Origin of the sequence: Grimontia indica (genome assembly GCF_000333895.2) — a bacterium.
Taxonomy (GTDB): domain Bacteria; phylum Pseudomonadota; class Gammaproteobacteria; order Enterobacterales; family Vibrionaceae; genus Enterovibrio; species Enterovibrio indicus.
This window is the reverse complement of record NZ_ANFM02000025.1, coordinates 27,520-42,119: the sequence shown is the minus strand read 5'-3', so window position 1 is coordinate 42,119 and position 14,600 is coordinate 27,520. Positions and strand designations below refer to the sequence as shown.

The window sequence follows — 14,600 nt, the reverse complement described above, 5'->3', positions numbered from 1 at the left end:
TTTATATCTAAATAAGGGGCGGTTCAAAGAGAAGGCCAATTCTCTGGAACAACAAACCAGCGATGACGGTTTTCGTCAATAAGATGTGTTGCCCTTGTGACAGTTTCTGGCAGCGAATATACAGGCAGATTTTCCAAAGAAGGGGCTTCCATCCACTGTGCTCTGGTTAGCTCGAAAAACTTTACATCTATAGGCAATTGGGAGGGCCAACACCAAAATCCATTGACGCTCTGCTCTTGCACATCTGGAGGCGAAGGCAAATCACTGAGAGGTAAGAAAGGATTGGTGTAAAGTCTGCCTTGAACGAGCAGTCTGCGTTTGGCTATCGGGTATTGGGAAAACTGCGTTTTGTATTCTTCAGTATCGGTAAGCATCAACTGTTGTTTGACCATCTTTTTGTGCTTCTTCGCCAACGTATCTTTGGCATTCGGGCCTCGCCATTCTCCGTCAAACGCCAGATAAAACTTAATGGCAACTTCCCAGTGCTCCAACTCTCCATTAGGACTAGCAACGACAAAATCCACAGCACCAAGTGTGCGTTTCTCTCTCTCTACCTGTAATTCTTCGGCAACCAGTCGGTAAGTATCATTGTGATGCAAACATTGTTTGATCAGCCACTGGTAGTAGAAGCCAATCCGTTGACCTCCCTCATAGGCTGGGAATTGCTGGAATGAAATAGAAGACCAGAATGTGGGAGGGACGACGCTTGCGGCGTCTTGAACGATAATGTCTGTTGACTGCTGAATCCAAGCAATATCCCTTTGAACTTGAACACTGTCTGCGAACATGAATGACCTTCCTTGATAACTGTACCGAGAGCATATAGCAAACGAGGTTCACCTGCATCGTCATGGTGGTTAGAATATGTGTAACAGACACTGAGATTCAGGAAGAACATGAACAATTACCAACTCGAATCGCTCCTCAACGACTTTCTAAAGCCTTTCGCGATCAAAGATTACTGCCCAAATGGTATGCAGGTAGAAGGGAAGGCTGAGGTGAAGAAAATCGTCACCGGCGTCACTGCTTCACAGGCGCTAATAGATGCCGCGATTGAGCAGGAGGCAGACGCACTGCTGGTTCACCATGGTTACTTTTGGCGGGGAGAGTCTGAGCCACTCAAAGGCATGAAGTTTAAGCGTATCAAAGCGTTGATTGAGAATGGAATTAACCTCTATGCCTACCATTTACCACTGGATGTGCATCCTGAGGTGGGTAACAACGCACAACTTGCAAATCTGCTGGGTATCGAACAACGCAGTGGTTTAGAAGATGGCAATCCAAATTCGGTTGCTGTTTGGGGGGAGTTACCGAATGCAATGTCTGCGAAGGAGTTTAGCGAATTACTGGCAATGAAATTAAATCGCGAACCACTGCATATTGAAAGCGGTGTTGCCAAGTCGATCAAGACAGTAGGTTGGTGCACAGGTGGTGGTCAGGACTTTATTGACCTGGCAGCAAGTAAAGGTATGGATGCTTTTGTTTCGGGTGAAATTTCTGAGCGTACGACGTATTCAGCCAGAGAGTTGGGTATCCATTATTTCAGTGCGGGACACCACGCGACAGAGCGTTATGGTGTTAAGGCTCTCGGCGAGTGGCTGGCGAGCGAGCATGGTTTCGACGTGAGCTTTATCGATATCGACAATCCAGTATAAGGTCGCTTACAAAACAAAAAAACGCCGCTAGTAGCGGCGTTTTTTTCTTTGGCTTTTGCCTGTTACTCGCGGTCTTTCAGAGGTTTGAAATCGCGCTTGTCGTAACCAGTGTAAAGCTGACGTGGACGACCGATTCGGTTTTGCGGGTCACTGTGCATTTCATTCCAGTGAGCGATCCAGCCGATGGTACGAGACATCGCGAAAATCACGGTGAACATCGACACTGGGATACCGATTGCTTTCAGAATGATGCCTGAGTAGAAGTCTACGTTCGGGTAGAGTTTCTTCTCGATGAAGTAAGGGTCAGAAAGTGCAATTCTTTCCAGCTCCATTGCTACATCCAGCAGAGGGTCATTGATCTTCAGCTCATCAAGAACTTCGTGGCATGCTTCGTTCATTACGGTAGCACGTGGGTCGTAGTTCTTGTAAACGCGGTGACCGAAGCCCATCAGACGGAATGGATCATCTTTGTCCTTAGCACGTTCAATGTACTCTGGAATGTTCTCTACAGAACCGATTTCTTCCAGCATGCGCAGACACGCTTCGTTAGCACCGCCGTGAGCAGGGCCCCACAGTGAAGCAATACCCGCTGCAATACATGCAAATGGGTTTGCACCGGAAGAACCAGCCAAACGAACAGTAGACGTAGAAGCATTTTGCTCGTGGTCTGCGTGAAGGGTAAAGATTTTGTCCATTGCACGCGCAACAACAGGGTTCACTTCATACTCTTCTGCTGGTGTTGCAAACATCATATGCAGGAAGTTTTCAGCGTAATCCAGATCGTTACGTGGATAGATGAACGGTTGTCCGATCGAGTACTTGTAACACATCGCCGCCAACGTAGGCATCTTCGACAGAAGACGGAACGCAGTGATTTCGCGGTGCGTGTCGTTGTTGATGTCCAAAGAGTCGTGGTAGAACGCAGCCAGTGCGCCAACCACACCTACCATAACGGCCATTGGGTGGGCGTCACGACGGAAACCATGGAAGAAACTCGCAATTTGCTCGTGAACCATGGTGTGGCGAGTTACGATACGACGGAACTCTTCGTATTGTTTAGGGCTTGGGGCTTCACCATATAGTAGGATGTAACAAACTTCCAAATAGTCAGCGTTATTGGCTAATTGATCAATTGGGTAGCCACGGTGCAATAGAACGCCAGCTGCGCCATCAATATATGTAATTTGTGACTCACACGACGCTGTTGCAACGAAACCTGGGTCAAACGTAAAAAAGCCGTTCGCACCCAATGCACGTACATCGATCACTTCTGGACCGACTGTGCCCCCTTTGATCGGCAGTTCGATAGGTGCTTTCCCTTCAATTTGTAGGGTAGCTTTCTTATCTGCCATAACATTCTCCTTTGTTTTTTTATAATCCTATCCCGGATACGGACCCCGTTGTTGTACCGATCGTCTCATTGGATGTCAATTTGCAGAAGTGAACTTTGTCGGGTGTGCGCAAGTATCAAAAATCTGTACGCTTTAAGTTAATGCTCTGTTTCGGGATTTCCGTCAATTTTATTGGTTTGTGTTTAAATGTTACGGGGCATATACTCTGCGGCAGGTCTCTGGATATTACATAAAGCCGGGGCGTTTCGGGGCTCAATTCGATATTTTCAATGCGGATTTCAGTGCTTGAACTGCAGTTAATAGCAGTGGCACGTGAAAACGTAATAAATGATGTTGTAGGTCTGGCGCTATAGCGAGATGTGATTCCAGAGAGTGTAATAACAATAATTTGCTCAATGGAGCTGAGTGGGCCATATCGTGAAAGTAAGAAAGCCAAGACCGGTAAACCTCGACCTCCAGACCATTCGCTTCCCTATCACAGCGATCGCGTCTATTACGCACCGTGTGTCGGGTGTTATCACCTTCATCTCGGTCGCCATCCTTCTCTGGCTGTTAAGCCTCTCCCTATCATCCCCTAGTGGTTTTGAAGCCGCCTCTGACATCGTAAACAGTTTCTTCGCCAAGTTTGTCCTGTGGGGCATTCTGACAGCGCTTGCCTATCACATTGTTGGCGGTATCCGTCACTTGTTGATGGACATGGGCCATTTTGAAGAGATGGAAGGTGGTTCGCGGAGCGCGAAAATCGGTTTCATCATCACTGCAGTGCTGTCTGTTTTAGCGGGGATTTTAGTATGGTAGGACACGTATCTTCTTTCGGCAGAAACGGGGTTCATGACTGGATCTTGCTCCGTGCGACTGCCATCATCATGACGCTTTACACCCTATATATGGTGGGTTTCTTTGCGTTTGGTCCCGAATTGACATATCAGAGCTGGATCGAGTTCTGGGGACAAACAAGCAACAAAGTTTTCACCATGTTGGCGCTGGTGTGCGTACTTATCCACGCTTGGATAGGTATGTGGCAGGTATTGACTGACTATATTAAGCCGACTGTGCTGCGTATGTTTATGCAGTTTGGTGTTGTCGCGCTGCTGTTTGTCTACCTGTTGACTGGCTTTTTTGTATTGTGGGGTGTGTAAGTGAGTATTCCAGTAAGAGAATTTGACGCAATTGTTATCGGTGCGGGTGGCGCAGGTATGCGCGCGGCACTGCAAATTTCTGAGCAGGGTCTTTCTTGTGCACTGCTTTCAAAAGTATTCCCAACCCGTTCTCATACCGTTTCAGCTCAAGGCGGTATTACAGTAGCGCTGGGCAATTCCCATGAAGATAATTGGGAATGGCACATGTATGACACGGTCAAAGGCTCTGATTACATCGGTGACCAGGACGCTATCGAGTACATGTGTAAAACCGGTCCTCAATCAATCATCGAACTGGAAAAAATGGGTCTTCCATTTTCCCGTTTCGATAACGGTCGCATTTATCAGCGCCCATTCGGTGGACAGTCTAAAGCGTTTGGCGGCGAGCAGGCTGCGCGCACTGCAGCAGCAGCTGACCGTACTGGCCATGCACTGCTTCACACCTTGTACCAGCAAAACATCAAGAACAAGACCACCATCTTCTCTGAGTGGTACGCGTTGGATCTGGTGAAAAACCAGGACGGCGCAGTTGTTGGTGCAACTGCGATGGACATGGAAAGCGGCGAAATTTGCTATTTCAAAGCGAAAGCGACCGTGCTGGCAACAGGCGGTGCGGGCCGTATTTACCAATCAACGACGAATGCACACATTAACACCGGTGACGGCGTAGGTATGGCACTGCGTGCAGGCGTACCAATGCAAGACATGGAAATGTGGCAGTTCCACCCAACCGGTATTGCAGGTGCAGGTGTACTTGTGACGGAAGGTTGTCGTGGTGAAGGTGGTTACCTTCTCAATAAAGATGGCGAGCGCTTCATGGAGCGTTATGCACCAAACGCGAAAGACCTTGCGGGTCGAGACGTTGTTGCACGTTCAATGATGGTTGAAATTCGTGAAGGCCGTGGCTGTGAAGGTCCATGGGGTCCACACATTAAACTTAAGCTGGATCACTTGGGTAAAGATGTCCTTGAAGCGCGTCTGCCAGGTATCCTAGAACTGTCCCGCACATTCGCTCACGTTGATCCAATCAAAGAGCCAATCCCAGTTATCCCTACCTGTCACTACATGATGGGCGGTGTACCCACGCAGGTTTCTGGTCAAGCGATCAAGCAAGACGCAAACGGCAATGATGTTGAAGTACAAGGTCTGTTTGCATGTGGTGAAATCGCTAGCGTATCTGTTCACGGTGCAAACCGTCTGGGCGGTAACTCGCTGCTTGATCTCGTGGTATTTGGTCGCGCAACGGGTCTTCACTTGGGTGAAACTCTGGCTGCGCAAGTTGAAGCACGTGATGCGTCAGAGTCAGACATCGAAGCGTCTCTGGCACGTGTTAACCGCTGGAATACAACCCAGAAAGGTGAAGATCCAGTTCAAATCCGTAAGGACCTGCAATCTTGTATGCAGAACAACTTCTCGGTATTCCGCGAAGGCGATGCGATGGCAAAAGGTCTGGAAGAGCTCAAAGTTATCCGCGAACGTCTGAAAGAAGCGCGCCTGGATGATACTTCCTCAGAATTTAACACTCAGCGTGTTGAGTGTCTGGAGCTGGACAACCTGATGGAGACAGCATTCTCTACAGCAGTTGCCGCAAATTACCGTACTGAGAGCCGTGGTGCACACGCACGCTTTGACTTCCAAGAGCGTGATGATGAGAACTGGCTGTGCCACACCATCTACAACCCGGAAACAGAAGCGATGTCAAAGCGTGATGTGAACATGACGCCAGTACATCGTGAAGCTTTCCCACCGAAAGCGCGTACTTACTAAGGGAGGTAGAAGATTATGAAACTGAATTTTTCTGTATACCGTTACAACCCGGACGTTGATGACGCGCCACACATGAAAGGGTACACCCTGGAAGTGCCTGACGGTTCTGACATGATGGTACTAGACGCTCTGATCCTGCTGAAAGAGCAAGATCCAACGCTGTCATTCCGTCGTTCATGCCGTGAAGGTGTATGTGGTTCTGATGGTATTAACATGAACGGTAAGAATGGTTTGGCATGTATCACACCCTTGTCAGCGCTGACTGACAAGTCGAGCATTGTGATTCGTCCACTGCCTGGCTTGCCTGTGGTTCGTGACCTGATTGTCGATATGACTCAGTTTTACCAGAACTATGAGCGTGTTAAGCCTTACCTGATTAATGACAGCACACCGCCATCGCGTGAGAATCTTCAATCGCCTGACGACCGTGCTCACCTTGATGGTCTGTATGAGTGCATCATGTGTGCATGTTGTACCACCTCGTGCCCATCATTCTGGTGGAACCCAGATAAGTTCGTAGGTCCTGCGGGACTTCTGGCTGCATATCGTTGGCTGATTGACAGCCGCGACACTGCCACAGATGAGCGTTTATCAGATCTGGACGACGCTTTTAGCGTTTTCCGTTGCCATAGCATCATGAACTGTGTAAATGTTTGTCCTAAAGGGCTAAATCCTACGAAGGCAATCGGCCATATTCGTTCAATGCTGCTTAAACGCGCAGTGTAATATCGGCCTCTGTACACCTACATATATCAAGATTTAGGCTCCCTTTCGGGGGAGCTTAAAAGGAACGCCGGCTAACCCCCGGTCGTAGCAACATAAAAACTAAGTGGTTAAGGGATAACAATGCAAAATGGCGTGATGAAGGCTTGGTTTGAGTCTTCTCATTTGGCTGGCGCCAATGCAACTTACGTAGAAGATCTCTACGAACTGTACCTCAGTGACCCCGAGTCTGTAGATAGCGAATGGCGAGCAGTTTTTGATGAACTGCCTGTCGTGAATGGCAACGCAACCGAGCAACCCCACTCAAGAGTTCGTGAATATTTCCGCAGACTTGCTACCGAGACAGCGCATTTCAGTGCATCAGTCAGTGATCCGGACGTCGACGCGAAACAGGTAAAAGTTCTCCAACTTATCAACGCCTACCGTTTCCGTGGACACCAACAAGCAAATCTGGACCCTCTCGGTCTTTGGCAGCGCGATCGCGTGCCTGACTTAGACCCATCTTTTCATAGTCTGAACGAAGACGATTTCCAAGAGACGTTTAACGTTGGTTCTTTTGCCATTGGGCAAGAGAGCATGAAACTAGCCGATCTCTATGACGCACTGACCAAGACCTACTGTGGTTCTATCGGTGCCGAATATATGCACATCACCAACACAGAAGAGAAACGCTGGATTCAGCAGCGTCTTGAGTCTGTGATTGGCCAGCCAGAATTTTCCAGCGACGAGAAAATTACTTTGCTGGAAGAGCTGACGGCAGCGGAAGGTCTCGAACGTTACTTGGGCGCAAAATTCCCAGGCGCGAAGCGTTTCTCATTGGAAGGCGGTGATGCGCTGATCCCAATGGTGAAAGAAGTGATTCGCCATTCAGGTACGCAAGGTGTGCGTGAAGTAGTCGTTGGCATGGCGCACCGTGGTCGTTTGAACATGCTGGTCAACGTTCTGGGTAAGAAGCCTTCTGAGCTGTTTGACGAGTTTGCGGGTAAACATAGCGACTCTTGGGGAACGGGTGACGTGAAATATCACCAAGGTTTCTCCAGTGACTTTGCAACGCCGGGCGGTGACGTTCACCTAGTACTGGCATTTAACCCGTCTCACCTGGAAATCGTTAATCCAGTTGTCATGGGCTCAGTACGTGCGCGTCAAGATCGTCTTGGTGACAAAGACGGCTCAATGGTTCTGCCGATCACCATCCATGGTGACTCAGCGATTGCTGGTCAGGGTGTCGTGCAGGAGACGTTTAACATGTCTCAGGCGCGTGGCTACAAGGTTGGCGGTACGATCCGTATCGTAGTTAACAACCAAGTGGGCTTTACCACTTCGAACCCGAACGATACCCGTTCCACACAGTACTGTACTGACATCGCGAAGATGGTTCAGGCGCCAATCTTCCACGTGAATGCAGATGACCCTGAAGCGGTGGCATTTGTAGCACGTCTGGCAATTGATTACCGAAACGAATTTAAGCGTGATGTGGTAATTGATCTGGTGTGTTACCGCCGTCATGGTCACAACGAAGCGGATGAGCCGAATGCGACTCAGCCTCTGATGTACCAAAAGATCAAAAAACACCCAACGCCACGTAAGCTCTATGCCGATGTCCTGTCAGACAAAGGTGTTGCCGACGTTGAAAAAGCCACTGAGTTGGTGAACGGTTATCGTGACGCGCTGGATCACGGTGAAATCGTGGTGAAAGAGTACCGCCCAATGGCGCTTCACTCTGTTGACTGGTCTCCATATTTGGGGCACGACTGGACAGTGGAATGGCCAAATACATTTGATAAGCAGCGCTTGGTTGAGCTCGCTAAACGTATTTGTACTTATCCAGAGAGTCACAAGCTTCACAGCCGTGTTAACAAGCTATACAACGATCGCCTTGCGATGACCAACGGTGAGAAAGCGTTGGATTGGGGTATGGCTGAAACACTGGCTTATGCAACGATTGTTGATGAGAGCCGTCGCATCCGTATCACGGGTCAGGACTCCGGCCGTGGTACCTTCTTCCACCGTCACGCTGTGTTGCACAACCAAAACGATGCGAGCACCTATATTCCGCTGACTAACATTCATGACAAACAAGGCCCTTTCCAGGTCTTTGATTCTGTGTTGTCAGAAGAAGCGGTACTGGCGTTTGAATATGGCTATGCGACTGCAGAACCAGGCGGTCTGACAGTTTGGGAAGCACAGTTCGGTGACTTCGCAAACGGCGCACAGGTTGTTATCGACCAGTTCATCAGTTCGGGTGAGCAGAAGTGGGGCCGTATGTGTGGCTTGACCATGCTACTGCCACATGGCTATGAAGGTCAGGGCCCAGAGCACTCCTCTGCACGCCTTGAGCGTTACTTGCAACTTTGCGCAGAGCAAAACATGCAGGTTATCGTTCCTTCAACGCCAGCACAGGTTTACCACATGCTGCGTCGCCAGGTGTTCCGCCCAATGCGTCGCCCTCTGATTGTGATGTCGCCTAAATCACTGCTCCGTCATCCACTGTGTACTTCAACACTGGATGAACTGGCTGATGGCAACTTCCAACCAGCAATCGGCGAGATTGACGATCTGGATCCAAAAGCGGTCAAACGTGTCGTGATGTGTTCTGGTAAGGTCTACTTTGACTTGCTGGAAGCGCGTCGCAAAGAAGAAATTAAAGATGTCGCCATCATTCGTATTGAGCAGATCTACCCGTTCCCGAAAGAGGACGTACAGGCTGCGATCAGCGAATATGTCAACGCCAAAGATTTTGTCTGGTGCCAGGAAGAGCCTCAAAACCAAGGCGCTTGGTACAGCAGCCAGCACAATTTCCGCTTGGCCATCCCGGCTGATGCCACCCTAAGCTATGCAGGCCGTGCGGCTTCTGCATCGCCAGCGGTAGGTTACATGTCGGTACACTTAAAACAACAAAAGGCGTTGATTGAAGACGCTCTTACCCTGAATTAAGAACTAGAAAGCTAAGGAATTAAACGAAATGACAATCGAAATTCTGGTTCCCGACCTACCTGAATCTGTTGCTGATGCAACAGTGGCGACATGGCACAAGAAACCAGGCGATGCGGTAAGCCGTGACGAAGTACTGGTTGATATTGAAACAGATAAAGTGGTTCTGGAAGTTCCAGCACCAGACGATGGCGTGCTAGAAGCCATTGTTGAAGAAGAAGGTGCGACTGTTCTTTCTAAGCAACTGCTTGCTAAGCTCAAGCCTGGTGCTGTTGCTGGCGAACCTACGCAAGACGCGCCAGCGTCTTCTGAAGCATCGCCTGACAAGCGTCACACTGCTTCTCTTTCTGAAGAGTCTAACGATGCCCTGAGCCCAGCTGTTCGCCGCCTTCTGGCAGAGAATGATCTGACGCCTGAGCAGATTAAAGGCACTGGTGTTGGCGGTCGAATCACACGCGAAGATGTAGATGCATTCCTGAAAAGTGGCGGTGCGAAAGCGGCTGCCGCTGCGCCAGCTGCAGCGAAAGATGAAGCGCCTGCACTTGGTCACCGTAGCGAGAAACGTGTTCCTATGACACGTCTTCGTAAGCGTGTTGCGGAGCGTCTGTTGGAAGCGAAAAACAGCACTGCGATGTTGACTACGTTTAACGAAGTGAACATGAAGCCAATCATGGACATTCGTAAACAATACAAAGATGTTTTCGAAGAGCGCCACGGTATTCGTTTGGGCTTCATGTCTTTCTACGTGAAAGCGGTTGTTGAAGCGCTGAAGCGCTACCCAGAAGTGAATGCGTCAATTGATGGTGATGACATTGTTTATCACAACTTCTTTGACGTAAGCATGGCCGTTTCGACTCCTCGTGGTCTGGTAACGCCAGTATTACGTGACTGTGACCGCCTGGGCTTGGCTGAGATCGAAAAAGGGATCAAAGAGCTGGCTATCAAGGGCCGTGACGGTAAGCTGACGGTTGACGAACTGACCGGCGGTAATTTCACCATCACCAACGGTGGTGTATTTGGTTCTCTGATGTCGACGCCGATTATCAACCCACCACAAGCTGCTATTCTTGGTATGCACAAGATCCAAGAGCGTCCAATGGCAGTCGATGGCAAGGTTGAAATTCTGCCAATGATGTACCTTGCTCTTTCTTACGATCACCGTTTAATCGATGGACGCGAGTCTGTTGGTTTCCTAGTGACTGTAAAAGAGCTTTTAGAAGACCCAACGCGTCTGCTGCTTGACGTATAAGCAGCCCGGTTTTACCGGATAACAGGGGGCTGGAGCCCCCTGTGTGGAAAGCAAATTAAACCTATAAAACGGAAATAGACACGGATAGAACATCATGAATCTGCACGAATATCAGTCAAAACAGCTGTTTGCTGAATATGGGCTGCCAGTATCCGAAGGGTATGCCTGTGACACTCCTCAAGAAGCTGCTGAAGCTGCTGACAAGCTTGGTGGAAACAAGTGGGTTGTTAAATGTCAGGTACACGCTGGTGGTCGCGGTAAAGCGGGCGGTGTGAAACTGGTTAGCAACAAAGAAGAAATCAAAGAATTCGCACAAAACTGGTTGGGCAAAAATCTGGTGACTTACCAGACAGATGCAAATGGCCAGCCTGTTAGCAAAATCCTGGTTGAAGAGTGTACTGACATTGCTCAAGAACTCTACCTGGGCGCAGTAGTAGACCGTGGTACACGTCGCGTTGTTTTCATGGCATCGACTGAAGGTGGTGTGGAAATCGAGAAAGTCGCTGAAGAGACCCCAGAGCTGATCCACAAAGCTGCGATTGATCCTTTGGTAGGTCCTCAGCCATACCAAGGCCGCCAACTGGCGTTCAAGCTGGGTCTACAAGGCGAGCAAATCAAGCAATTCACCAAAATTTTCATGGGTATTGCGAAGCTGTTCATTGAGCGCGATGTTGCGCTGGTGGAAGTGAACCCACTGGTTATCACTGACCAGGGTAACCTGCACTGTCTGGATGCAAAACTGGCTGTTGATAGCAACGCTGTTTACCGTCAGCCAAAAATCCGTGAAATGCACGATCCATCTCAGGACGATCCACGTGAAGCACACGCTGCACAGTGGGAACTGAACTATGTTGCTCTGGACGGCAGCATTGGTTGTATGGTTAACGGTGCGGGCCTAGCCATGGGTACCATGGACATCGTAAACCTGCATGGCGGCAGCCCTGCAAACTTCCTGGATGTTGGTGGCGGCGCAACCAAAGAGCGCGTTACTGAAGCTTTCAAAATCATCCTCTCTGACGACAACGTAAAAGCTGTTCTGGTGAACATCTTCGGCGGTATCGTACGCTGTGACCTGATCGCAGACGGCATCATCGGTGCGGTAGAAGAAGTTGGCGTTAAAGTACCGGTTGTTGTTCGCCTTGAAGGTAACAACGCTGAGCTTGGCGCGAAGAAACTGGCTGAGTCAGGCCTGAACATTATTGCTGCGACCTCACTGACTGAAGCAGCAGAGAAAGTTGTTGCTGCAGCGGAGGGCAAATAATGTCTGTTTTGATTAACAAAGATACCAAAGTAATCTGTCAAGGTTTCACCGGTGGTCAGGGTACTTTCCACTCAGAACAAGCGATCGAATACGGAACGCAAATGGTTGGTGGTGTATCACCAGGCAAAGGCGGCACGACTCACCTAGGTCTTCCTGTGTTTAACACTGTTGCAGAAGCAGTAGAAGCAACAGGCGCAACAGCGACCGTTATCTACGTACCAGCACCGTTCTGTAAAGATGCGATCTTGGAAGCAATTGATGCAGGTATCGAACTGATTGTGACTATCACCGAAGGTATTCCTACACTGGACATGCTGGAAGTGAAAGTGAAGCTGGATGAAGCTGGCGTTCGCATGATTGGTCCAAACTGCCCAGGTGTTATTACTCCGGGCGAGTGTAAGATTGGTATTATGCCTGGCCACATTCACAAGCCAGGTAAAGTGGGTATCGTATCTCGTTCAGGTACCCTGACTTATGAAGCGGTTAAGCAGACGACTGACGAAGGTTTCGGCCAATCTACTTGTGTAGGTATCGGTGGTGACCCAATCCCAGGCTCTAACTTCATCGACGTTCTGAAAATGTTCGAAGAAGATCCACAGACTGAAGCGATTGTAATGATCGGTGAAATCGGTGGTACTGCAGAAGAAGAAGCAGCGGCATTCATCAAAGAGAATGTGACCAAGCCAGTTGTTTCTTACATCGCGGGTGTGACTGCTCCTCCGGGTAAGCGTATGGGTCACGCAGGTGCGATCATCTCTGGCGGTAAAGGTACTGCGGAAGACAAGTTCGCAGCACTGGAAGCGGCTGGCGTAACCACAGTGAAAAGCCTTGCTGATATCGGTAAAGCACTACGTTCACGTACTGGTTGGTAAGCAAATCAGAATAGAAAAAACCGCTCCTTGGAGCGGTTTTTTTATGCCTGCAAATACTATTCTGCTTGTCGGTAGAATTGACTTAGAAAGAACAGGCTGGCAGCTGCGACTACGACAGAAGGGCCTGCCGGGGTGTCTTTAAACCAAGACAATGCAATTCCACCAAACACTGAAATCACACCAATGACACTGGCAAGAATGGCCATTTGTTCAGGACTTTTTGAGAAACGCCGTGCTGTCGCGGCAGGAATAACCATTAGTGAAGTAATGATCAATGCGCCGACAAACTTCATTGCAACGGCAATTACAAGGCCGACCAATAACATGAGTACCAGTTTGAGCCTATCGACATTGTATCCGTCGACCCTTGCCATCTCTTCGTTAACCGTAATTGCAAGAAATGGCGTCCATAGTTTATACAGAAGCGCCAATACCAGCGCGCAGCCAGCTGTAATCCAACTAATGTCTGCCGTTGTGACAGATAGAAGGTCGCCAAACAAATACGCCATTAGGTCTACACGTAAGTCGTCAACAAAACTGATTGTCACAAGGCCGAGTGACAAAGACGTATGAGCGATGATGCCAAGTAGGGTGTCTGTCGAAACGCTGCTTTTACGTTGCAGTCCAACCAACAAAATACCAATGACAATACAGCTGAAGATGAGTGCGATGTTCAGGTTTATCTGAAGCATAAACCCGAGGGCTAACCCCAGCAGTGAGCCGTGAGCAAGTGTGTCGCCGAAGTAAGCCATCTTGCGCCACACAACAAACGAGCCGAGAGGACCTACAGTGGCAGCAATGAGGACACCTGCAAAAAACGGTATCGCAAGGAACTCAAGCATTATGATGGTCTCCGTGTTGGCAGGGACCTATAGGGCTTCCTGACAGATCGTGTTCGTGGTTATGGTGATGCTGGTAGAGCGCCAGTTGTTCGCATTCTCGACGACCGAACAACGCAATGTATTCTGGGTGAGATGAAATCGCTTCAGGTTCGCCAGAACAACACACATGGTGTTGAAGACAAATAACCTCATCTGTTTTTGCCATGACGATATGAAGGTCGTGGGAAACCATGAGTACAGAACATTGCAACTTATCTTTCAGCTCACCTATCAGGCTGTAGAGTTCTAACTGGCCTGACACATCTACGCCTTGTACTGGCTCGTCTAAAACCAACAAGTCGGGCTTCTTTAGAACCGCGCTTGCCAATAGGACGCGTTGGCACTCACCGCCGGACAGTGTGTGCATATTGGCGTGAAGTAATTTTGTTGCCCCGACAAGCGTCAGTGCTTCACCAATACTTTTACGGTTGGCACCGGGAGATAACTTTAAAAAGCGCTCTACGTTAAGAGGGAGGCTTTCATTGAGCTTGAGCTTCTGTGGTACGTAGCCAACCTTCAATCCCTTGCTCTTTTCTACTTTCCCAATGCTGGGTTCTGTCAAGCCAATAACTGTCTTAACTAGTGTGGATTTTCCAGCACCATTTGGGCCGATAAGCGTTGTGATTTTATTTCTGTAAAGGGACAGAGAGACACGATCTAAAACGCTTTTTCCATCAAAGATGACGGAAACTTGGTCGAGTTTAACGAGAGCTGAGGACATATCTTGAACAAGTGGTTTAAAAATGAAATGTTATAATATAACATTTCTC

The 14,600-nt window shown here is 49.0% G+C and carries 13 protein-coding genes; 9 read left to right on the top strand and 4 right to left on the bottom strand.

Annotated features, from left to right (window positions below):
- Window positions 1-23: 23 nt before the first annotated feature.
- Complete coding sequence (locus D515_RS14445; protein WP_002539572.1) at window positions 24-788, bottom strand: DUF1853 family protein; 765 nt, start codon at window positions 786-788, stop codon at window positions 24-26.
- 108 nt (window positions 789-896) lie between these two features.
- On the opposite strand from D515_RS14445, the gene D515_RS14440 reads away from it, so the two are divergent.
- Window positions 897-1,655, top strand: a complete 759-nt coding sequence (locus tag D515_RS14440; RefSeq protein ID WP_002539571.1) for a Nif3-like dinuclear metal center hexameric protein — start codon at window positions 897-899, stop codon at window positions 1,653-1,655.
- A gap of 62 nt (window positions 1,656-1,717) precedes the next feature.
- Here the strand turns inward: D515_RS14440 and D515_RS14435 are convergent, their stop codons facing one another.
- Window positions 1,718-3,007, bottom strand: coding sequence for a citrate synthase (locus tag D515_RS14435; protein ID WP_002539570.1), 1,290 nt, complete (start codon window positions 3,005-3,007; stop codon window positions 1,718-1,720).
- A gap of 405 nt (window positions 3,008-3,412) precedes the next feature.
- Between D515_RS14435 and sdhC the strand changes: the two genes are divergently transcribed.
- The 8 genes from sdhC (at window position 3,413) to sucD (ending at window position 12,949) form a co-directional block, all read left to right on the top strand.
- Window positions 3,413-3,805: a succinate dehydrogenase cytochrome b556 subunit gene (sdhC, locus tag D515_RS14430; protein WP_002539569.1), complete on the top strand. Its 393-nt coding sequence runs from the start codon at window positions 3,413-3,415 to the stop codon at window positions 3,803-3,805.
- On the top strand, window positions 3,799-4,146 hold the full coding sequence (gene sdhD / locus D515_RS14425; protein WP_002539568.1) for a succinate dehydrogenase, hydrophobic membrane anchor protein: 348 nt from the start codon (window positions 3,799-3,801) through the stop codon (window positions 4,144-4,146). The genes sdhC and sdhD overlap by 7 nt, the downstream gene beginning before the upstream one ends.
- Window positions 4,147-5,913 (top strand): succinate dehydrogenase flavoprotein subunit, encoded by a 1,767-nt coding sequence (gene sdhA, locus D515_RS14420; protein WP_002539566.1) that lies wholly within the window; start codon window positions 4,147-4,149, stop codon window positions 5,911-5,913.
- Between the two features lie 15 nt (window positions 5,914-5,928).
- Window positions 5,929-6,639 (top strand): succinate dehydrogenase iron-sulfur subunit, encoded by a 711-nt coding sequence (locus D515_RS14415; protein WP_002539565.1) that lies wholly within the window; start codon window positions 5,929-5,931, stop codon window positions 6,637-6,639.
- Window positions 6,640-6,759: 120 nt separating this feature from the next.
- Entirely contained in the window at window positions 6,760-9,570 is a 2,811-nt protein-coding gene (gene sucA / locus D515_RS14410; protein WP_002539563.1) for a 2-oxoglutarate dehydrogenase E1 component, read from the top strand.
- 28 nt (window positions 9,571-9,598) lie between these two features.
- On the top strand, window positions 9,599-10,816 hold the full coding sequence (gene odhB / locus D515_RS14405; RefSeq protein ID WP_002539562.1) for a 2-oxoglutarate dehydrogenase complex dihydrolipoyllysine-residue succinyltransferase: 1,218 nt from the start codon (window positions 9,599-9,601) through the stop codon (window positions 10,814-10,816).
- 94 nt (window positions 10,817-10,910) lie between these two features.
- Window positions 10,911-12,077: an ADP-forming succinate--CoA ligase subunit beta gene (gene sucC / locus D515_RS14400; RefSeq protein ID WP_002539561.1), complete on the top strand. Its 1,167-nt coding sequence runs from the start codon at window positions 10,911-10,913 to the stop codon at window positions 12,075-12,077.
- Complete coding sequence (gene sucD, locus D515_RS14395; RefSeq protein WP_002539560.1) at window positions 12,077-12,949, top strand: succinate--CoA ligase subunit alpha; 873 nt, start codon at window positions 12,077-12,079, stop codon at window positions 12,947-12,949. Before sucC ends, sucD begins: the two co-directional genes overlap by 1 nt.
- Window positions 12,950-13,005: 56 nt before the next feature.
- On the opposite strand, the gene znuB is transcribed toward sucD, so the two are convergent.
- Window positions 13,006-13,791 carry a zinc ABC transporter permease subunit ZnuB gene (gene znuB, locus D515_RS14390; RefSeq protein ID WP_002539559.1) on the bottom strand — a complete coding sequence of 262 codons (786 nt, stop codon included), beginning with the start codon at window positions 13,789-13,791 and terminating at the stop codon, window positions 13,006-13,008.
- Window positions 13,784-14,551 carry a zinc ABC transporter ATP-binding protein ZnuC gene (gene znuC / locus D515_RS14385; protein ID WP_002539558.1) on the bottom strand — a complete coding sequence of 256 codons (768 nt, stop codon included), beginning with the start codon at window positions 14,549-14,551 and terminating at the stop codon, window positions 13,784-13,786. The genes znuB and znuC overlap by 8 nt, the downstream gene beginning before the upstream one ends.
- Window positions 14,552-14,600 lie beyond the last annotated feature (49 nt).